The organism is Mycobacterium sp. NGS64 (assembly GCF_059812245.1).
The window spans coordinates 30,345-48,932 of record NZ_JCALCI010000006.1; the positions used below are offsets into that span (position 1 = coordinate 30,345).

Below are 18,588 nucleotides of genomic sequence, written 5' to 3' on the forward strand. Positions count from 1 at the left end.
GATCACTGATAGACGGTCGCGCCGCCCGTGGCGTAGTTGATGTAGACCGGGTGTTCCTGGAAAAGCAGGTTGCCGGTATTCATCAACCCGCTCGAGATCGGCGTCGGGAAGTAGTCGCCGTTGTAGGTGAACGAGTAGAGGAGGTGATTACTGCCGTCGAAGACCTGAATCACGTCCCCGGGCGACGCGCCAAGGCCCGTTGGCAGCGTGCCTTCTACCCCGCCGGAATCGACAATCGATTGGACATTTGAAAACGACGTTGTTGTGGCGCCGTGAGTGACGGTCACGTCCAAGCCGGTAATCGGCATTTGCGGGAGGGTCGTCAACACGGACCCCACGCCAGTCGTCGGCGCATCACCAAACTGTAGATAAGGGTTGGCGGCGGTCTGGTTGATCAGCAACCCATGACTGTAGTTCCCCGGCAGCGCCTGCAGCGGAATGCTGGGACCCGGGCCGCCCGCGTTCGGCCCGACACCCAGAACACCCGCCGCGCCGTCGGAGGCGAAGAACGACTGGAACGTCAGGCCGTTGGTCATCGCGGACTGGATAGACACCGGGAACGCCAGGAACTCGACATTGACGGGCGTGTTTGCGGTGATCAGGCCGCCGCCGAAATTCACCGGCGCGTTGTAGGTGAGGTACAGGTAATCCAGTCCCCCGCTGTAACCCCCGATGCCGCCTCCGATGGGGATGCCGAGCTGGAGGACGCCCAACAGCCCGCCGACCTTGGTGAACGGGATGACGAGGCCCTCGGATCCGGTGTCGACCAGCAACGGCACGGGCGATCCGGTGCCGACGGAGGCGTTCACCAGCGGCTCGGTTCCCGCGAAGACCGAAAGCGGTGCGGTTGCCGTTGTGGAGTTCACTATCGTCGCGCTGGTGCCGAGCGACTGCGGCCCGGTCGGGATCAGCTGACGCCCGAACAAGATGTCGGTGGGGAAATTGATGATGTCGGCGGCGTAGGTTTCGGCGCGCCCGACCAGGCCCGCAATGGGATTGCTGGCCGCCGAGGTCAGCGAACCAATCGCTGCCGGACTTGTGGCCGCCGGGGCGCCGGCAATCGCGGCGGACGCCTGCGCCGGCAGCGCCTGCACCGCGGAACCCCAGGACGAGAGCTGGGCCGCGGCCGCCGAAACCCCGCCGTGGTAGCCGACCATCGCGGACACGTCGGTGGCCCACATCTCCTCGTAGGCGGCTTCCGTGGCGGCGATCGCGGGCGCGTTCTGCCCGAACAGGTTCGAGAACACCAGCTGCACCAGCTGGTTGCGGTTCGCGTCGACCACGAGGGGATGCACCGTGGCGGCCAGGGCGGCTTCGAACTCGCCGGCCACCGCCTGGGCTTGCAGGGCGGCCGTCTGCGCATGCGCCGCCGCCGCGCTGAGCGACGCCGAGTACTGCGCCGCGGTCGACAGCATCGCCGCCGAGGCGGGCCCCTGCCAGGCGTCGGCGGCCAAACCGGAGGTGATAGAGGAGAACGACTGCGCCGCGGTACCGAGTTCGGCGGCAAGCCCGTCCCACGCCGCGGAAGCGGCCAGCATGGGCGTCGAGCCGGCGCCGCTATGGAGCAGAGAAGAAATAATCTCTGGCGGTGACGTCAGAAAACTCATCCCCCGGGTGTCCTTCCCTCTGCCCCACGACCTCGCGTTTTCACCGGGGACGGGCCTTAAGGCCACCAGCCGGTACGCCAGACTCTAGGGAAAACCGGGCCAAAATTCTCGGTATTTACCAAACGTTTCCGCGCCAACGGCCGTCGGCGCCGACGGCGACTACCGTGGCACCGTGAGCGACCGTCAACAACGCGCGATGTCCTTCGGGGCGATTGCCGAAAACTACGACGGGCTGCGGCCGCAACCCCCACCAGAGGCGGTGAACTGGCTGGTCCCGCCCGGATGTGGGGTGGCCGTCGACGTCGGTGCGGGCACCGGACTGTTCACCCGGGCGTTGCTGGCCAAGGCGACGCAGGTCATCGCCGTCGAACCCGACGCGCGGATGCGGAAGGTCCTCGCGGCCCGGTCCCCCGGCGTGCGCGTCGTCGAGGGCCGCGGCGAGTCGATTCCGCTGCCCGACGCCTGCGCGGACGCGGTGTTCGTCTCGTCGGCGTGGCACTGGATGGACCCCGAGCGCGCCGTGCCGGAGATCGGCCGGGTGCTGCGCGACGGCGGTCGGCTCGGACTGATCTGGACGAGCCGGGACCGCGAGGTGGGCTGGGTCCGCGACCTCGACCGGCTGCCGGGCGACGAGGCCTCCGACGCCGAAGCGGCCGACCGGGCCCGTCGGCGCCTGGACGTCGTCCTCCCGTTGCCGACGACGTTTCGCAACTTCGCCCGCGAAACGTTCCGATTCACGCGAACCATGACCATCGACGACGCCGTCGCGATGCTGGGCACCTACAGCAGGTTCCTCGTCGCCTCCCCCGACGACCGCGCCCGGCGGCTGACCGAAGCGCGAGCGGCCCTGCAGGCGCAGTTCCCCGGCGCCGAGACGGTGGAGATGCCCATGCAGGCGCGCTGCTGGCGGGCCGATCGGCTCGCGCGCGGCGACGGCATGTGAGGCACCGCATGCGCCGCCGTCGTCGCGGGTGTGTCAGCATTTGGAAATGAATTCACCCAGGCTTGCCCGCATCGCTGGAGTGTCGGCCGTGACGGCGTGGGCGGCGCTGAGCGCGCCGATCGCCATCCCGGTCGCGTCCGCCGATCCCTGCACCGACGTCGCGGTCGTGTTTGCTCGTGGCACCCACCAGGAGCCCGGCCTCGGCAACATGGGGCAGGCATTCGTCGACTCGCTCACTGCACAGCTCGCGGGGCGGTCGGTCAGTTCCTACGCCGTCAATTACCCGGCGAACGACGACTATCACAACAGCGCGTCGGCCGGCTCCAACGACGCCAGCGCGCACATCCAGGACGTCGCCGCCAGCTGCCCCAACACGAAGATGGTGCTCGGCGGGTACTCCCAGGGCTCGACCGTGATCGACCTCGCCAGCCAGACCCTGCCGGGCCCGGTGGCCGACCACGTCGCCGCCGTCGCCCTGTTCGGTGAGCCATCCAGCGGGTTCTCCAGCATGTTGTGGGGCGGCCAGCCGCTTCCGACGATCAGCCCGGTGCTGGTCGGCCGGACTATCAGCCTGTGCGCGCCCGACGACCCGATCTGCTCCCCCGGCGGCAACATCTTGTCGCACATGTCGTACATCGACTCCGGCATGGTCAACCAGGCCGCGATGTTCGCCGCCAACAAGATCGGTCAGGCGCCCGCCCGGGCACAGAACGGCTAGCGGCCTCCGAGCCACCCGACTGTGAGATCCCTTGTAGCGGTTCGGATCCTGATCGCCGTGGTGCTCGGCGCCGCGGTCGCAGTCGCGGTGGGCAACACAATCGGCTGGCGATTCGCCCTCGTCGGGTGGGTCGTCACCGCCGGCGTGTATGTGGTGTGGACGTGGCTCCTGTTAGGCGGCATGGACGCCGACCGAACCCGCGAATACGTCACCCAAGAGGACCCCACCCGCTGGATCGCCGACACCGTCGTCGTGTCGGCAAGCCTCGCCAGCCTGGTCGGGGTGGCCTACGTGGTCGCCGCCGGGTCGCGCTCCGGCGCCGCGGCCGTCGTCGCCGCCCTGCTGGGCATCCTGGCCGTCTCGGCGTCCTGGTTCGCGGTGCACACGCTGTTCACCGTGCACTACGCGCGGCTCTACTACTCCGGCGAGCCGGGCGGGATCAACTTTCACGACCCTGAGCCGCCCCGGTTCCGGGACTTCGCGTACCTGGCCTTCACCGTCGGCATGACCTATCAGGTGTCGGACACCGAGATCGGGCTGACATCCATCCGGGCGACGGTGTTGCGCCAGGCGCTGCTGTCCTATCTGCTCGGCGCCGTTGTCCTTGCGGTCACCATCAATTTGATCGCCGGGCTGGGCTCCAAGCTGTGATCCGCGGCTAATCTGGCTGGCATGGCCATCGAGTCCACCATGCTTGCCCTCGGCACCCCCGCGCCGCCGTTCTCGCTGCCCGAGCCGGCCACCGGCGCCACGGTCAGCCTCGACGACCTCACCGGCCCCGCGCTGGTCGTCACGTTCATCTGCAACCACTGCCCGTACGTCAAGCACGTCGCCGCCGGGCTCGCCGCGCTGGGCCGCGACCTCGCGGACCAGGGCGTCGCGATGGTCGGCATCTCGAGCAACGACGTCGTCACCTACCCGCAGGACGGGCCCGAGCAGATGGTCGCCGAGGCCCGTGCCCACGGCTGGACGTTTCCCTACCTCTACGACGAGAGCCAGGACGTCGCACGCGCCTTCTCGGCGGCCTGCACGCCCGACACGTTCGTGTTCGACGGCGAGCGCCGCCTCGTCTACCGCGGACAGCTCGACGATTCCCGCCCGGGAAACGACAAGCCGGTGACGGCCGCCGACGTGCGGGCGGCGGTCGACGCGGTGCTTGCCGGGAAGCCGGTCGACGCCGATCAGCGCCCGTCGATCGGGTGCGGCATCAAGTGGCGTTCAGCCTGATTCGCGCGTTTGGGTGCCGCTCGGGCGGGTATCGCAACACCAGCCATGACTGCGCAACCTCCCGACCCCGACCCCACGCAAACCCCCGACCTCGAGCGGGGCGGAGGCGTCACGCCCGGCGCGACACCGCCGGCCGCGCCGCAGACCTCGGGTGTGGCCGAGGCTCAACCGCCCAATCGCCGGCGATTCACTCCCGGCGCCACGCTCACGGTCCTCGCCGTCTGCGTGTTCTCTGTGGCGTTCCTCGCGGTGGCTGTGCTGCTCGTCATGAAAATGGTTGGGGCCCACTGATTACGGGCCGACGGTGACGGGGTCACCGACCCGAATGACGCCCTGCCGAACCACCTCCAGGTAGGCCCCCGCGCACGGCTGCGGTCCGTGACCGCCAGTGTCCCAACGGTTCTCGGCCGCGGGAATGCGAAGCGCGTGTGGGGCTCGGGGCAACGGGCCGTGCTCCAGCGTGGGCACCACACACCGTGAGGTGGCCGTCAGGGCTCGCAGCCGTGCCTCCCCTACCACTATTTCCCTTCCCGCCCAATCATTTTCGGCATATGGAGGATGCCCCGGTGGCGTCGCGATCACCAGGTTGGGCCGGTAGCGCAGCGCCTCCACGTCGATGTGCTCGAGGGTGGCCGTGGTGATCGCGTGCAGCGGGGCCTCGTCGGTGAACGAGTCGCCCGGGGTCGCCTGGGCGATCTCAAGGATGCGGCCGCCGACTTCGGCGTCCAACCCGAACTCGAGCAGTTGCTCGGGATCCGGGCGCTCCAGCGTCGCCCCTTGCGGTCGCTGCCTGATCAGTCGCACCGTCCGCCCAAGCAGCCGCGAGAGCACGTCGTCGACGTCGGGGTCGTCGGCGGTGACGTCGGTCCCGTCGGGCAGCCTGATCCTGACCTGACCGGTGTCGGCGTGGGCGGTGCATTTCAGCAGCCCGCGCCAGAGCCGCGCCTGTTTGGCGCTGGCCACGTGGCCGGTTTCGGTGTCGACGAGCGCCAGCCGCCGGTCGCCCTCGGCTCCGCGTTCGTCGACGAACAGGGAGTCCACGATTTCGCCGAGCATCGACTTCACCGGGTAGCGGCGCAAACTCTCCACCCGCATGTGCACTTTTCCCCCGCGAGAGACCCGTCGTTCACCGTCAGGGACGACAGTAGTGCGGTCGCGGCGGCCGGGTGTCGATTAACCCGGGCAGTAGGTCGACTCCGCCGCGCTGACCCAGCCGGTCATGTCCGCGAACGAGAAGCCCTTCGAGCTCATGTTGGAATGCAAGTCGGCGGCGATCGCGTCGGGCGTCTTGCCGGCCATCCGGTCGGCGCAGACCGCATGCCCCATCGCGATCATGTCGGAATCACTCGACGAGGGCCAGCTGAATCCGAGGTTTTTCAGTTTCGCGAGGTATGCGTCGTCCGTGGAGTCGGCCGATGCAATCGCGGTGCTTGCTGTCAGGGCAGCGCCAACCATCACGGGAATTGTCACTTTGGCGAGCCAGCGAGGTGCAGACATTTCGTGCCCTTCTTTTCTTGTCGGCGTTCAGGTGTCGTCAGTATATGGTCGTCCGGCCCGGCATGAATATTAAATACTTCGAAACTCGTGGCCAGACGGTCGACCGACCTGGGTGATCGATGCCTCGGCCGGTGACGACGATCGAGGCGCGGCCGTTTTTTAAGTCCTCCGCGAGTTGGCGAGAATGCAACGCCGGCGAATACACGGCGTAACCAACGGCGTAACCAACCGGTGCATAGCTTCATTTGCTGTCAAAAGGCAACTGTTGCCGTGGCCGACGATTTGCTAGGGAATCTGAGACAGGAGTTTCTTCTTCTGTTCGGTGAATTCCTCATCGGTGAGGATTCCCGCGTCGCGCAGCGAGGCCAGCTCACGAAGCTCGGTGGCGACGCTCGTGACCGGGCCCCCGGCCGGGGCTTCCGGGGGCGCCTTCTTGTCGGTTGTCGTCGGCGCCCCGATCCGCTCCCGGCGGGCCGGGGCGCCGCCCCCGCCACCGGTGCCGGCCATCGCGCGCCCGGCCATGCCCGCCAGGGCCATCTGGCTGAACAGGCTTCCCATGCTCCCCGTCGAGGCCTCGGCGGCGGCGCCCATGCTGGCCGCCGGCAACGCGACAGCCAAGGGCCGTATCATCGTCGTCTCGGCGGCCCAGGCCGGCGGAACCGACAGGGCCCCAATGGTTTTCGCTTCGGCGAGGCCGGCCGTGGCCGCCGACCCGCCGGCCAGGTTGGTGATCACCGGGAACGGCGAAGGGGGCACCGGTTCCGTGCCGGGCCAGGTCTGTATTCCCGCCCAGCCGCTGACGATGTCGTCGGTGTGGATACCGACGTAGTACCCGGCGACGTCGTAGGGAAGGGCGGTGGTGCCGAGCACCGTGTCGGCGCTGAGGCCCGCCGCGCTCAATTCGGGGTCGATGAAAACACCGCTCAAGTTGGCCAGCACGGCCAGCAGGTCGAGCGGCCCGGCTTGGGCGGGGGTGGCCGCCAGGCTGCTCAGCGCGTTGGGCACCGCCGCGATGGCCTGCGCGCTGGACACGGTGCTCTGCGCGTTTCCCGCGGAGGTGCCGGTGGCTTGCGCCACCGCCGCGGCCTGCGCGGCCGGCCCGGCGGAACTGGTGTTTCGCGGCGGCGGCGCGAACGGCGTGAGCGTCGTCGCCAGCGCCGACGCGGCGGCATAGCCGTACATGGCGGCAGCGTCCTGGGCCCACATCTCGGCGTACTGCGCCTCGGTGGTCGCGATCGCGGGGGTGTTCTGACCGAAGATATTGGTCGCGACCAGTGCCAGCAGCAGGCTGCGGTTGGCCGCGACCACCGGCGGCGGAATCGTCTCCGCGAACGCCGTCTCGTAGGCGCCGGCCGCGGCCTTGGCCTGGTTGGCGGTCTGCTCGGCCTGCGTGGCGGAGGTTCTCGTCCACGCCAAGTAGGGAGCGGCCGCGGCGGCCATCAACCCCGAGGTCGGCCCCAGCCAGGGCCCGGCGGTCAGCGCCGCCACCTCCGATTGGTAGGAACTCGCCGCCGCGTGCAGGGCGGCGGCCAGCCCGTCCCAGGCCGTCGCGGCGGCCAGGAGGGGTCCCGAGCCGGGGCCGGTGTACATCCGGGCGGAGTTGATCTCGGGCGGTAATGCCGCAAAGTCCATGTCGTTCCCTCCGATCGAGCCAAACGCCGCCAGGACACGGACGGCTTCCCGACTAGTTGGGCGGCGCGGCCGGAATCGGACCGGCAAACGATCGCACTTCCCTCAGTAGTACATGTCCGGGACGTGAACGTGGCTAATACCCCGCCAAACGGCAGTGTTAACGGGTGGTGTAGGACGGCGGCCCCTGTGCGACCGCGGATCGGGTCGTGTAGAAGAGTCTCGTGGACGCGCCGCAGCCCAAACCGTTCGACACGCCGAGGCTGCGCGAAGCGATGGTCAGCCGGGTGTACCGCCGATCGATGGCCGAGGGCCAGATTTCGGTGCCCGCCGTCCCCGGCATGATCGACGAGTACGCGCAGTTGTGCGCCAACCTGTGCGCGACGCTGGGTGTGCCGTATACGCCCGAACAAGCTCGTCAGCTCAACAAGGTGCTGGAGACCGAGCTGGCAAAGGCCTTCAAGGCCTCCCAGCGTTCGGAGATCATCATCTCGTTTCAGGTTCCCTTCGGAACGGGTCTGAACTACCGCGTCAATGCCGAATGGCGCACCGTCGAGGCCGACTACGACAACTGGGTCGAGACCCGGCCGGCGCCCCTGTTCGGCGCCGAACCCGACGCGCGCGTGCTCGCGCTGGCCTGCGAGGCGGCCGACCCGGCGAGCTGTCGGGTACTGGACGTCGGCGCCGGAACCGGGCGCAACGCGGTGGCCCTGGCGCGGCGCGGCTTTCCCGTGGACGCCGTGGAGATGGCGCCGAAGTTCGCCGAGCTCATGCGCGCGGACGTGGAACGCGAATCGCTCGGCGTGCGCGTCATGCCCAGCGACGTCTTCACCGCTATGGAGGGCGTCCGCGACGAGTACCAGCTGATGGTCCTCTCCGAGGTGGTGCCCGACTTCCGCACGCCGCACGAATTGCGCGGCGTGTTCGAACTGGCCGCCGATGTGTTGGCCCCGGGTGGGCGGCTGGTGTTCAACACGTTCCTGCCGCGGCCCGGCTATACCCCCGACAGAGCCGCGATCGAGCTCGGGCAGCAGTGCAACACGATGATCTTCACCCGTGACGAGGTGGCGAACGCGGCGACCGGGCTGCCGTTCGACCTCGTCGCCGACGATTCGGCCTACGACTACGAGAAGGCCCACCTACCGGAGGGCGCCTGGCCCCCGACGGGCTGGTTCGAGAGCTGGGCCAGCGGCCTCGACGTCTTCGACATCCCCCGCGATCAGTCCCCGATCGAGTTGCGCTGGCTCGTCTATCAGAAGACGGGCTGAATCGTTCGAATAACCCTGAATCGGCGGGGTATTGGAGACACGTGGTGGGCGAAATGGAACCGAATCGGCGCTCTTTGCTCATGACGGCGCCATTGCTGCTGGCGGCGGTCGCGGCCGGCGACAAGTCGCGCAATACGGGCCGCCTGGCAGACATCGGCTTGTCGCCGCCGCCCGGCACCGGCCCGGACCCGGCCCAAACGTTCGTCCAGCCCTACGACAAGATCGGTTTCCAGCCATGGGGCAACCTGCCGCCGCGCAGTGGCGAAATGGCCATGCTGTATGGCGATTTCAATCAGCCCGGACCCTACCTGGTCATGATGAAATGGCATCCGGGCTGGTTCAGCGCGCCCCACACCTATGCAACCGACCGGATTCAGGTCGTTGTGTTCGGGACGTGGTTCGTCAACAGCGGCAATGACTTCCGGCCTCAGGACGCGGCGCCCGTCGGCCCGGGCGGTTATGTCAAGCGGACCGCCCGGACCCCGCACTACGATGGCGTCCCGGCGAACCAGCCCGACCCGGCGGTGATCGCTGTCTTCGGGGTTGGTCCGGTGGACATGCAGCTCGCCGATCCCGCGCAGCCGTCGTGGCGTCAGGTCTGACGCCTAGGCGGTCAGATCGCGCGTTGCGGGCCCTTCCAGAAGGGTGCCGTCCGGGGCGAACCGCGACCCGTGCAGCGGGCATTCCCACGCCTCGTCGGCGTCGTTCCAGTTGACGATCCCACCCAGGTGCGGGCACACCGGGGAAACGCGGTGCTCGGTGCCGTTCACGCGGCAGCGGGCCTCCAGGTGCCACGGGGGCCCGCTCACCACGCCGCCCTCGCCGTTGACGGGGCTGCGGCGGCCGGTGCGTATCGCCGGGGTGATCCAACCCTTCGCCAGGTCGAAGCCCACCTCGAGGTTGGCCTGCAGCGCCATCAGCAAGCCCGACAGCTCGTGCGGGCTCCAGCTGGCGAACGCGCCGGCCCAATCCATCCGCCCGCCCAGGATGCGGCTGGACAACGCCAACGCGGCCGCGGGGCCGTTGGTCATGCCCCACTTGTTGAAACCCGTTGCGACGAAGATGGTTTCGCTGTTCGGCAGGATGGGGCCCACATACGGCAGGTAGTCGATGGGCGTGTAGTCCTGCGCCGACCAGAAATGGGTCTGCACGGACCCCGGGTAGTGCTTGCGCGCCCACGAGGAGAGTTCCTGCAACGATTTCGACGGGCTCTTCTTGCGGCCCACCGTGTGGCCGGCCCCGCCGACGATCAGCCGCTCGCCGTCCGCGACCGGCGCATAGCGGACCGAACGCGTCGGCGAGTCGGTGGAGATCATCATCGGCCGGGTGATGTCGCCTGGGACCTTGAACGCCAGGCAGTAGGACCGGCTTGGCTTCACGCGCGCGAAATAGCCGCCGCGATCCAGGATCGGGATTCCGGTGGCGAGCACCAGCTGCCCGGCCTGCAATTCGACGTCCTGCCGCGCGGCGTCGTTGACGTGCACCCGCACCCCCTTGCCGCGCCAGGACACCCGCCGCACCCGGGTGTGCTCGACCAGCCGCCCCCCGCGGCCGAGCAGCTCGGTGGCCAGCGAGTCGAGGAACGGCATGGGGTCGAACTGGGCCTGGTCGGGCAGCCGCACGCCACCGTGGTACGGAAACGGCACGTCGGCGTCGTCGTCCCACACGGCGCCCAAGCCCACCGCCTGGCAGGCCGCCAGCTCCGCGCGCGCCGACAACACGCCCCGAGCTGACTGGGCGTAGGTATAGGCGTCCTCGCGCTGTACGGCGACGCCGTTCGACTCGCAGTGCTGCAGCACCCACTCCTGGCCCTCGCGATTGCCGTCGACGTAGGCACGGGCCACATCCGGACCGTGCCTGGGCAGGATCCTGGACAGCTGGCTGCCCTGCAACAAGCTGATCTTCGCCGTGGTGTTTCCCGTCGCGCAGGAACCGACCGTGCGGGCCTCGACCACCAACACGTCCTTGCCCGCGCGGGCCAGCAGGACGGCGGTCATCAGCCCGGTGATCCCGGCGCCGACGATGATGACATCGGCGGAACGTGGGCCGTCCTCGAGCCGGCTTGCGGTCCAGGTCGGGTCGGCGCGGTCGGATAGCCATAAAGAAGTCACGGCTGGGCTGATACCCCCGCAGCGTCGACGGAAACTGCCGCCGCCCGCGGAATGGCTGTCACGCCCTGTTGAGCTGTGCTTTCGCCTCTTTCAGCGATTCGGCGGCCGCGCGGCCGGCACGCTTCGCCTTGTCGTAGGCGGCCTCGGCCTTGTCGAGTTCACGCTCGGCCTTGCGCAGGGTCGCGATCGCTTCGTCGCGTCGTTGCCGGGCCGCGTCGCGCTCGGCTTGCCGCTTCGAGAGGGCGTCGTCGGCGGCGGCCCGGGCTTGCTCGGCGTCGGTGACGGCAGCGGTCAACTTCTCCCGGCGCCGCTCCGCGGCCGTCTGCGAGCGCTTCGCCGGCAGGGCCGGCGCCGCGTCACCGAACCCGCCGAAACCCGACCATCGCTCGGGTTTGGCCAATCGGCCGAGTCGCTCCCTGACCTCGGGGTCGGCGATCGCGGCTTGCAGGGTGGCGGTCACGTCCTCGCGCACCGACGCGGACGGCCGGTTGACGTCGGCCGCTTCGAACGCGGCGCGGGCGAGCCCCTCGATCAGCTTGTGTTGCTCGGCGGACAACGCCCGGATGCGTTCGCCGTCCATCGCGGCGTGCGCGTCGCGCAGGCGGTCACCGAGGTCGGCGAGGCGTTTCTTGGTGTCCTTGTGCGAGAGCGCGACCCGGTTGACGATCCAGGCCGCGGCCGTGGGTTTGCGCGCCGCGGAGATTCGTTTTGCGGCCGCCGCGTCACCCCGGTCCTTCGCGGCCTTGGCGAGTCTGTTGCGTTCGGCGGTGAAAGCCTCCGGCTCGGTCCAGTACAGACTGTCGAGTTCGTCGTCGGCCATGACCCCATGATCCTCCGCGCGAGCGACGCGGACTGCGCCACGTTTCAGGGCGTACGCCCCGGGCTATGTGATGCACATGATCGCCCCTCGCCCGGCAGTTGGATGGCTGCGCCCGCTCCTGTTCGCGGTGTTGCTCGTGGCCGGGGTGGTGGGCGCGATCCAGCTGGCAACGTCGGTCAGGTGCCCGCACGGCGCGTGCCCCGGCCCCGGCGCGAAAGAGCCTGGCGCGGCTCGGATAACGATCACGCCCGGACCCAATGCGCACGACGTCGACCCCGTCGCGCCGGTCATGGTGAAGGCCGACGCGGGGACCCTGACGGACGTGCGCATGGTCAACGAGAGCGGCAAACCGATCGAGGGCATCGCCACACCGGACAACACCGTCTGGAAGCCCACCGTCCCGCTGGGATACGGGCGCACCTACACGCTGACCGTCACCGCCCGCGGGCCCAACGGCGTTGCGGCGACGCAGGTCTCGTCGTTCTCGACGCTGCGGCCGTCCAACCAGACCAAGGTTTCGTTCACCACCACCTCGGAGGCCGCGCTGCACGACGGCGGCACCTACGGCGTCGGAATGGTGATCGTCGCCCACTTCGACGAGCAGATCACCGACCGGGCCGCCGCCGAGCGACAGCTGAGTGTGACCACCAACCCGCCGGTGCAGGGCTCATGGTTCTGGGTCGACAGCCAAAACGCCCACTGGCGACCCGAGCACTACTACGCCCCGGGAACGACCGTCACCGCCGAAGCCAAGATCTACGGAATTGCCTTGGGCGACGGGCTGTTCGGGCAAGACGACACGCGGGTGTCGTTCCGGATCGGCGACGCGCACATATCCATCGCCGACGACGCCACCAAACAGGTCAGCGTCTTCGACAATGGCAAGCTCGTCCGCACAATGCCAACCTCGATGGGAATGGGCGGCACCGAGGACGTCGGCGGGCGCACCATCTCGCTGTGGACCCCGCCGGGCATCTACACCGTGCTCGACAAGGGCAACCCCGTCGTGATGGACTCCTCGACCTTCGGCCTGCCCAAGAACTCGCGCCTCGGCTATCGCGAGACCATCAACTACGCGACCAAGATCAGCACCGATGGCATCTACCTGCACGAGCTCGACGCGACGGTGTGGGCCCAGGGCCACCGGGACACCTCGCACGGGTGCCTGAACCTCAATGCCGACAACGCGAAGTGGTTCTACGACTTCTCGGTACCCGGGGACGTCGTCGAGGTCCGCAACAGCGGAGGGCCGCCGCTGACGCTGGCTCAGAACGGTGACTGGACGCTGAGCTGGGACCAGTGGCGCAACGGCAGCGCCCTGAAGCCGGCGTCCTGAGATCACGCAGTCGCGCTCTGGCGCAACGTCATTCGGTCCGACGCACCGACCGGATGGGCACGGTTCACCACCAATTCGGCGGCTCGCCCCCGAGAAAGTCTTGACTGATTCCAAATAAGAGTGTGATATGGACCACGTGTCCTCATCGGCGAGTTACGCGGACCGGCTGCGCATGGCCGACCTGCGGGTGACCCGCCCCCGGGTCGCCGTCCTGGAGGCGGTGCACGCCCACCCCCACGCCGACACCGACACGATCTTCAACGCGGTGCGGGGGGATTTGCCCGACGTTTCCCGCCAGGCCGTGTACGACGTGCTCAACGCGCTGACCGCCGCCGGCCTGGTGCGACGGATCCAGCCGCTGGGCCTGGTCGCCCGCTACGAATCCCGCGTCGGCGACAACCACCACCACGTCGTGTGCCGCTCCTGCGGGGTCATCAACGACGTCGACTGTGCGGTCGGCGAGGCGCCCTGCTTGACCCCATCGGACGACAACAACGTTCTGGATGGCTTCGTCCTCGATGAGGCCGAGGTCATCTACTGGGGCATATGCCCCGACTGCTCGACGGCAGAGTCCTGATCACTCCCGTGATCGCAGCCCGCATTACAACCACCGGAAAGGAATGCTGTGTCAACATCTGACAGCCGCCCACCCCACGACGACACCAAGACGACGAGCAACAGCGAGAGCGAAAACCCGGCAATCCCTTCCCCCAAACCGAAATCGCACGCGCCGCTGACGAACCGGGACTGGTGGCCCGACCAGATCGACGTGTCGACGCTGCATCCGAACCACCCCGATGCCAGCCCGTACGGCGAAGATTTCAACTACGCCGAGGAGTTCGCCAAGCTCGATGTCGAGGCGCTCAAGCGCGACGTGTTCGAGGTCATGACCACCTCGCAGGACTGGTGGCCCGCCGACTATGGCCACTACGGCGGCCTGTTCATCCGGATGAGCTGGCACGCCGCGGGTACCTACCGGATCTTCGACGGGCGCGGCGGCGGCGGGCAGGGCATGCAGCGCTTCGCCCCGCTCAACAGCTGGCCGGACAACGTCAGCCTGGACAAGGCCCGCCGGCTGCTGTGGCCGGTCAAGAAGAAGTACGGCAACAAGGTCTCCTGGGCCGACCTGATCATCTTCGCCGGCAACTGCGCCCTGGAGTCCATGGGATTCAAGACCTTCGGCTTCGCCTTCGGCCGCGAAGACGTCTGGGGGCCCGAAGAGATCCTGTGGGGTGAAGAAGACACCTGGCTCGGCACCGACAAGCGCTACTCCGGCGAGCGTGACCTCGCCCAGCCCTACGGCGCGACCACCATGGGCCTGATCTACGTGAACCCGGAGGGCCCGGAAGGCAAGCCGGACCCGATCGCCGCGGCGATCGACATCCGCGAGACCTTCGGCCGCATGGCGATGAACGACGAGGAAACCGCCGCCCTCATCGTTGGTGGTCACAGCTTCGGCAAGACCCACGGCGCCGGTCCTGGCGACCTGGTGGGCCCCGAGCCGGAGGCCGCCCCCATCGAGCAGCAGGGGCTGGGCTGGAAGAGCTCCTACGGCACCGGCGTGGGCAAGGACGCCATCACCAGCGGCCTCGAGGTGGTGTGGACGCCCACCCCGACCAAGTGGGACAACACCTTCCTGGAGACCCTGTACGGCTACGAGTGGGAGCTGACCAAGAGCCCGGGCGATGCGTGGCAGTTCGTCGCCAAGGACGGCGCGGGTGCGGGCACCATCCCGGACCCGTTCGGCGGGCCGGGCCGCGCGCCGACGATGCTGGTTACCGACATCTCGATGCGTGAATCGCCCATCTACCGCGACATCACCCGTCGCTGGCTCGATCACCCCGAAGAGCTGGCGGACGCGTTCGCCAAGGCCTGGTACAAGCTGCTGCACCGCGACATGGGGCCGATCAGCCGCTACCTCGGGCCCTGGGTCGCCGAACCGCAGCTGTGGCAGGACCCGGTTCCGGCCGTCGACCACGAGCTGGTCGACGAGAACGACGTCGCCGCTCTGAAGAGCAAGGTGCTCGACTCCGGCCTGACCGTGCCGCAGCTGGTCAAGACGGCCTGGTCGGCGGCGTCGAGCTACCGCCGCACCGACAAGCGGGGCGGCGCCAACGGGGCGCGGCTGCGCTTGGAGCCGCAACGCAACTGGGAGGTCAACGAGCCCTCCGAGCTGGACAAGGTGCTGCCCGTGCTGGAGAAGATCCAGCAGGACTTCAACGCGTCGGCCTCGGGCGGCAAGAAGATCTCGCTGGCCGACTTGATCGTGCTGGCCGGCTCGGCGGCGGTGGAGAAGGCGGCCAAGGACGCCGGCTACGAGATCTCGGTGCACTTCGCGCCCGGACGCACCGACGCCTCGCAGGAGAGCACCGACGTGGAGTCGTTCGCGGTGCTCGAACCGCGGGCCGACGGGTTCCGCAATTACATCCGTCCCGGCGAGAAGGCGCCGCTGGAGCAGCTGCTCGTGGAGCGGGCCTACCTGCTGGGCGTGACAGGGCCCGAAATGACGGTGCTCGTCGGCGGGCTGCGTGCCCTCGGCGCGAACCACGGCGGCAGCAAGCACGGCGTGTTCACCGACAGGCCCGGCACGCTGACCAACGACTTCTTCGTCAACCTGCTCGACATGGACAACGCGTGGAAGGCGTCGGAGACGTCGGAGAACGTCTACGAGGTCGTCGACCGCAAGTCGGGACAGAAGAAGTGGACGGCCACGGCCAACGACCTGGTGTTCGGGTCGAACTCGGTGCTGCGCGCGCTGTCCGAGGTCTACGCCCAGGACGACAACCAGGGGAAGTTCGTCGAGGACTTCGTCGCGGCCTGGGTGAAGGTGATGAACGCCGACCGGTTCGACCTCAAGTAGCAGTCGGATACGAAGCGACGCCCCGTGGGCCACAGGCTCGCGGGGCGTCGGCTATTTCGGACCGTGAGGCCAGCCACACTACTACCCACGGGTAACCTACGACGGCGTAAGTTATGTACCAATGGCTGATGGCCGATGCGTCCGACTACCGAAGCTGGGTAAACGGTGACATGAGCGAATTGAAGTATCTCGAACTTCACGGAGACCGGATCGCCTACCGGGATGCCGGCGACGGCCCTGTCGTATTGCTGATACACGGGATGGCCGGCAGTTCCGCGACGTGGCACGCGATCATTCCGCAGCTATCGAAGAATTACCGCGTCATCGCGCCGGACCTGCTCGGCCACGGCATGTCCGCGAAGCCGCGTGGCGACTACTCACTGGGAGCCTTCGCCGTCTTTCTGCGCGACCTGCTCGACGAACTCGGGGTGGACCGGGCAACGGTGATTGGGCAGTCTCTCGGCGGCGGCATCGCGATGCAGTTCGCGCATCAGCACCGGGAGCATTGCGAGCGGCTGGCCCTCATCGGCAGCGGTGGCCTCGGGCCAGACCTCAGCCCCGTGCTGCGGATCCTGTCGGCACCGGGCGCCGAGTTCGTATTGCCCGTCGTCGCACCGCAGTCGGTGCTGAACCTCGGGAACAAGCTGGGTTCCTGGCTGACCTCTGCCGGGGTTCAGTCGCCGCGAGCCGGTGAGATGTGGCACGCCTACTCCTCGCTGTCCGATCGACGGACCCGCCAAGCCTTTTTGCGGACGTTGCGCTCAGTGGTGGACTACCGCGGTCAGGCGGTCAGCGCTTTGAACAAGATCCACCTCACTGCTGGGATGCCCGTCGTGCTGATCTGGGGCGACCAGGACCGGATCATTCCCGTGGCCCACGCCTACGCTGCCCACGATGCGCTGGAGGGCAGTCGCCTCGAGGTGCTCGAGGGAATCGGGCACTTTCCTCATGTGGAGGCTCCATCGGCGGTGGCGGAGATCCTGGAGGACTTCATCGCGTCGACGACCCCGTCGATCCCCGAGAAGAACGCTGACAGTTCGGTACACCTAGGGATGTAGCGCCAAATCAGCGCGGGAGGTCCCACTGGCCGTAGTCGGCGGCGAGGACGTCGTCGATGTCCACGTTGATCCCGCCGAGCAGCGGGCTCGGGTTGGACGGGCTGTTGACCACGGTCTGATACAGCACCGCCGCAGGTTCGCGCTCCCCGTTCGACCACGACCTGGTCTGCCACGCCCAGCGGTGGCCCGGGGTGGTCGAGTTGCCGATGACGCCGTCGCGGATCGCCCAGCCGCACGCCCGGGCGTGCCCGTAGATACCGGTGCGGCCCACTCCCAACACCGAGTTGATGCCCCGAAACCATTGCACCGCAGGGCCGTTCCAGGTGTTCTCGTCGATGTTGTCGTCGACGCTGAAAAAGATCGGGGCCGACGCCGTCCCGCCTGCCGCGTTGTGCAGTTGCAGGGCGGTGTGCGCGTCGGCCACGCCGCCGTCGAACCCGCGGGTGTAATCCGACGGGTCGGGCCAGCCGGGTTTGCCGTACTGGAAGTTGCTGACGATCTGCAGGCCCGCCGCGCGCAGCGCGTCCGCGTACTCGCGTGTGATGGGCTTGGCCTCGAAGTTCGCGCCCGGTCGCGACGCTGACACGTAGTTGACCACCCCGCCGTAGCCCGCCGCCTTGATCTCGCCCGGCGCGATCCTCTTCTCGGCGAAATCGATCAGTTGCAGGTCGGCCGCCGAGGCCCGCTGCTGCGCGAGCGGCGCGGCCAGGCCCAGCAGGGCCGGCGCGAACGCATACTTGAGGGCGTCGCGTCGCGAGATCGATCGCCATCCGTCGTGCACGGCGCGATGGTAACAAAGCGGGCTCATCGCGCCGGCCGGCACTCTCCGCCGATTTCGTGACGGTTTCGATTGGGCAAAGGTCGTGCAGCATACCCGCGCTGCGCGGGCCGACACCGCCTGCTTGTCCTTACTGTTGGCCACTATGGCCCGCCTGAACAATTGCGTGAAACGCTGGCGCGCAGCGCTTCACGTGACCATGCCGGCAATGCTGGTTGCCGCCCTGGGACTCGCCGGCGCCCCCGACGCTCATGCGGCCGCGGCCGCGGCGACGTTGTCGGTGGAACACACGTGGCAGACCGGCTTCATCGCCAACTTCACCGTCACCAACGCGAGCGCGGTGCCGATGAGCGATTGGAAGATCGAGTTCGACTTGCCGGCGGGAGAAGGCATCTCCCATACCTGGAACAGCTCGTTTACCCAATACGGAACGCACTTCGTGCTGAGCCCCGCGAACTGGAATCGCGTCATTCCGCCCCTTGGTTCAGCCACGGGCGGCATGAGGGGCGTGCTGAGCGGCACCTACTCTCCGCCGGTGAACTGCGTGCTCAACGGGCAATATCCCTGCAGCTAGCGGTGGCCGCTTCGCACGCGCCGACGCCCTTGAGGGCAGACTGAACACGGCGTTCCGCCCTCGATTGCATCAATTAGGTCGGCGAACTATAGTCTGGACACATGTCCAGTTTGCTGTCACGGAGTTCGGGAGTCCGTTGATCGCGATGGATTGGGGGCCGCC

19 protein-coding genes are annotated in these 18,588 nt (G+C 68.2%); 12 read left to right on the top strand and 7 right to left on the bottom strand.

Features of this window, described 5'->3' with window-relative positions:
- Positions 1–2: 2 nt before the first annotated feature.
- Positions 3–1,607: a PecA family PE domain-processing aspartic protease gene (locus tag AC5Y4S_RS23650; RefSeq protein WP_500035041.1), complete on the bottom strand. Its 1,605-nt coding sequence runs from the start codon at positions 1,605–1,607 to the stop codon at positions 3–5.
- 172 nt (positions 1,608–1,779) lie between these two features.
- Here AC5Y4S_RS23650 and AC5Y4S_RS23655 point away from each other — a divergent pair, with 172 nt between their 5' ends.
- From AC5Y4S_RS23655 to AC5Y4S_RS23675, 5 genes are read left to right on the top strand one after another with little or no spacing between them, the layout of a single operon-like run.
- Positions 1,780–2,550, top strand: coding sequence for a class I SAM-dependent methyltransferase (locus AC5Y4S_RS23655; protein ID WP_500035042.1), 771 nt, complete (start codon positions 1,780–1,782; stop codon positions 2,548–2,550).
- 46 nt (positions 2,551–2,596) lie between these two features.
- A complete protein-coding gene (locus AC5Y4S_RS23660) occupies positions 2,597–3,268 on the top strand; it encodes a cutinase family protein (protein ID WP_500035043.1) in 672 nt (223 codons plus the stop codon).
- Positions 3,269–3,289: 21 nt separating this feature from the next.
- On the top strand, positions 3,290–3,919 hold the full coding sequence (locus AC5Y4S_RS23665) for a DUF1345 domain-containing protein (protein WP_500035044.1): 630 nt from the start codon (positions 3,290–3,292) through the stop codon (positions 3,917–3,919).
- Between the two features lie 21 nt (positions 3,920–3,940).
- Entirely contained in the window at positions 3,941–4,495 is a 555-nt protein-coding gene (locus AC5Y4S_RS23670; RefSeq protein WP_500035045.1) for a thioredoxin family protein, read from the top strand.
- Between the two features lie 45 nt (positions 4,496–4,540).
- Positions 4,541–4,786 carry a DUF6480 family protein gene (locus tag AC5Y4S_RS23675; RefSeq protein ID WP_500035046.1) on the top strand — a complete coding sequence of 82 codons (246 nt, stop codon included), beginning with the start codon at positions 4,541–4,543 and terminating at the stop codon, positions 4,784–4,786.
- On the opposite strand, the gene AC5Y4S_RS23680 is transcribed toward AC5Y4S_RS23675, so the two are convergent.
- From AC5Y4S_RS23680 to AC5Y4S_RS23690, 3 genes are all read right to left on the bottom strand, one after another.
- The gene (locus AC5Y4S_RS23680; protein ID WP_500035047.1) at positions 4,787–5,590 is read right to left on the bottom strand and encodes an MOSC domain-containing protein; all 804 of its coding nucleotides are present in this window, start codon (positions 5,588–5,590) and stop codon (positions 4,787–4,789) included.
- A gap of 78 nt (positions 5,591–5,668) precedes the next feature.
- Positions 5,669–5,950 (bottom strand): DUF732 domain-containing protein, encoded by a 282-nt coding sequence (locus AC5Y4S_RS23685; protein WP_500035048.1) that lies wholly within the window; start codon positions 5,948–5,950, stop codon positions 5,669–5,671.
- 327 nt (positions 5,951–6,277) lie between these two features.
- Positions 6,278–7,624, bottom strand: a complete 1,347-nt coding sequence (locus AC5Y4S_RS23690; RefSeq protein WP_500035049.1) for a PPE family protein, SVP subgroup — start codon at positions 7,622–7,624, stop codon at positions 6,278–6,280.
- Between the two features lie 272 nt (positions 7,625–7,896).
- Between AC5Y4S_RS23690 and AC5Y4S_RS23695 the strand changes: the two genes are divergently transcribed.
- The gene (locus tag AC5Y4S_RS23695; protein WP_500035178.1) at positions 7,897–8,889 is read left to right on the top strand and encodes a class I SAM-dependent methyltransferase; all 993 of its coding nucleotides are present in this window, start codon (positions 7,897–7,899) and stop codon (positions 8,887–8,889) included.
- Positions 8,890–8,981: 92 nt separating this feature from the next.
- A complete protein-coding gene (locus AC5Y4S_RS23700; RefSeq protein WP_500035050.1) occupies positions 8,982–9,491 on the top strand; it encodes a cupin domain-containing protein in 510 nt (169 codons plus the stop codon).
- A gap of 3 nt (positions 9,492–9,494) precedes the next feature.
- Here the strand turns inward: AC5Y4S_RS23700 and AC5Y4S_RS23705 are convergent, their stop codons facing one another.
- Positions 9,495–11,000 (bottom strand): FAD-dependent oxidoreductase, encoded by a 1,506-nt coding sequence (locus AC5Y4S_RS23705; protein ID WP_500035051.1) that lies wholly within the window; start codon positions 10,998–11,000, stop codon positions 9,495–9,497.
- Positions 11,001–11,058: 58 nt separating this feature from the next.
- Positions 11,059–11,820: a hypothetical protein gene (locus AC5Y4S_RS23710; protein ID WP_500035052.1), complete on the bottom strand. Its 762-nt coding sequence runs from the start codon at positions 11,818–11,820 to the stop codon at positions 11,059–11,061.
- A 76-nt stretch (positions 11,821–11,896) separates the two neighbouring features.
- Here AC5Y4S_RS23710 and AC5Y4S_RS23715 point away from each other — a divergent pair, with 76 nt between their 5' ends.
- The 4 genes from AC5Y4S_RS23715 (at position 11,897) to AC5Y4S_RS23730 (ending at position 17,074) form a co-directional block, all read left to right on the top strand.
- Complete coding sequence (locus tag AC5Y4S_RS23715; RefSeq protein WP_500035053.1) at positions 11,897–13,156, top strand: L,D-transpeptidase; 1,260 nt, start codon at positions 11,897–11,899, stop codon at positions 13,154–13,156.
- A 136-nt stretch (positions 13,157–13,292) separates the two neighbouring features.
- Complete coding sequence (locus AC5Y4S_RS23720; RefSeq protein ID WP_500035179.1) at positions 13,293–13,733, top strand: Fur family transcriptional regulator; 441 nt, start codon at positions 13,293–13,295, stop codon at positions 13,731–13,733.
- Positions 13,734–13,781: 48 nt separating this feature from the next.
- Positions 13,782–16,016, top strand: a complete 2,235-nt coding sequence (gene katG, locus AC5Y4S_RS23725) for a catalase/peroxidase HPI (RefSeq protein ID WP_500035054.1) — start codon at positions 13,782–13,784, stop codon at positions 16,014–16,016.
- Positions 16,017–16,186: 170 nt separating this feature from the next.
- Positions 16,187–17,074: an alpha/beta fold hydrolase gene (locus AC5Y4S_RS23730; RefSeq protein WP_500035055.1), complete on the top strand. Its 888-nt coding sequence runs from the start codon at positions 16,187–16,189 to the stop codon at positions 17,072–17,074.
- A gap of 7 nt (positions 17,075–17,081) precedes the next feature.
- Here AC5Y4S_RS23730 and AC5Y4S_RS23735 read toward each other — a convergent pair whose 3' ends face one another.
- A complete protein-coding gene (locus tag AC5Y4S_RS23735) occupies positions 17,082–17,882 on the bottom strand; it encodes a DUF1906 domain-containing protein (protein WP_500035056.1) in 801 nt (266 codons plus the stop codon).
- 115 nt (positions 17,883–17,997) lie between these two features.
- Between AC5Y4S_RS23735 and AC5Y4S_RS23740 the strand changes: the two genes are divergently transcribed.
- A complete protein-coding gene (locus tag AC5Y4S_RS23740; protein ID WP_500035057.1) occupies positions 17,998–18,426 on the top strand; it encodes a cellulose-binding domain-containing protein in 429 nt (142 codons plus the stop codon).
- Positions 18,427–18,588: the final 162 nt, after the last annotated feature.

What these genes read in the sequence shown, in the direction of transcription:
- AC5Y4S_RS23650 (WP_500035041.1), bottom strand. Translation starts at nt 1,607, where the DNA reads ATGAGTTTTCTGACGTCACCGCCAGAGATTATTTCTTCTCTGCTCCAT.
- AC5Y4S_RS23660 (WP_500035043.1), top strand. Translation starts at nt 2,597, where the DNA reads ATGAATTCACCCAGGCTTGCCCGCATCGCTGGAGTGTCGGCCGTGACG.
- AC5Y4S_RS23670 (WP_500035045.1), top strand. Translation starts at nt 3,941, where the DNA reads ATGGCCATCGAGTCCACCATGCTTGCCCTCGGCACCCCCGCGCCGCCG.
- AC5Y4S_RS23675 (WP_500035046.1), top strand. Translation starts at nt 4,541, where the DNA reads ATGACTGCGCAACCTCCCGACCCCGACCCCACGCAAACCCCCGACCTC.
- AC5Y4S_RS23680 (WP_500035047.1), bottom strand. Translation starts at nt 5,590, where the DNA reads ATGCGGGTGGAGAGTTTGCGCCGCTACCCGGTGAAGTCGATGCTCGGC.
- AC5Y4S_RS23685 (WP_500035048.1), bottom strand. Translation starts at nt 5,950, where the DNA reads ATGGTTGGCGCTGCCCTGACAGCAAGCACCGCGATTGCATCGGCCGAC.
- AC5Y4S_RS23690 (WP_500035049.1), bottom strand. Translation starts at nt 7,624, where the DNA reads ATGGACTTTGCGGCATTACCGCCCGAGATCAACTCCGCCCGGATGTAC.
- AC5Y4S_RS23695 (WP_500035178.1), top strand. Translation starts at nt 7,897, where the DNA reads ATGGTCAGCCGGGTGTACCGCCGATCGATGGCCGAGGGCCAGATTTCG.
- AC5Y4S_RS23710 (WP_500035052.1), bottom strand. Translation starts at nt 11,820, where the DNA reads ATGGCCGACGACGAACTCGACAGTCTGTACTGGACCGAGCCGGAGGCT.
- AC5Y4S_RS23715 (WP_500035053.1), top strand. Translation starts at nt 11,897, where the DNA reads ATGATCGCCCCTCGCCCGGCAGTTGGATGGCTGCGCCCGCTCCTGTTC.
- AC5Y4S_RS23730 (WP_500035055.1), top strand. Translation starts at nt 16,187, where the DNA reads ATGAGCGAATTGAAGTATCTCGAACTTCACGGAGACCGGATCGCCTAC.
- AC5Y4S_RS23735 (WP_500035056.1), bottom strand. Translation starts at nt 17,882, where the DNA reads ATGAGCCCGCTTTGTTACCATCGCGCCGTGCACGACGGATGGCGATCG.
- AC5Y4S_RS23740 (WP_500035057.1), top strand. Translation starts at nt 17,998, where the DNA reads ATGGCCCGCCTGAACAATTGCGTGAAACGCTGGCGCGCAGCGCTTCAC.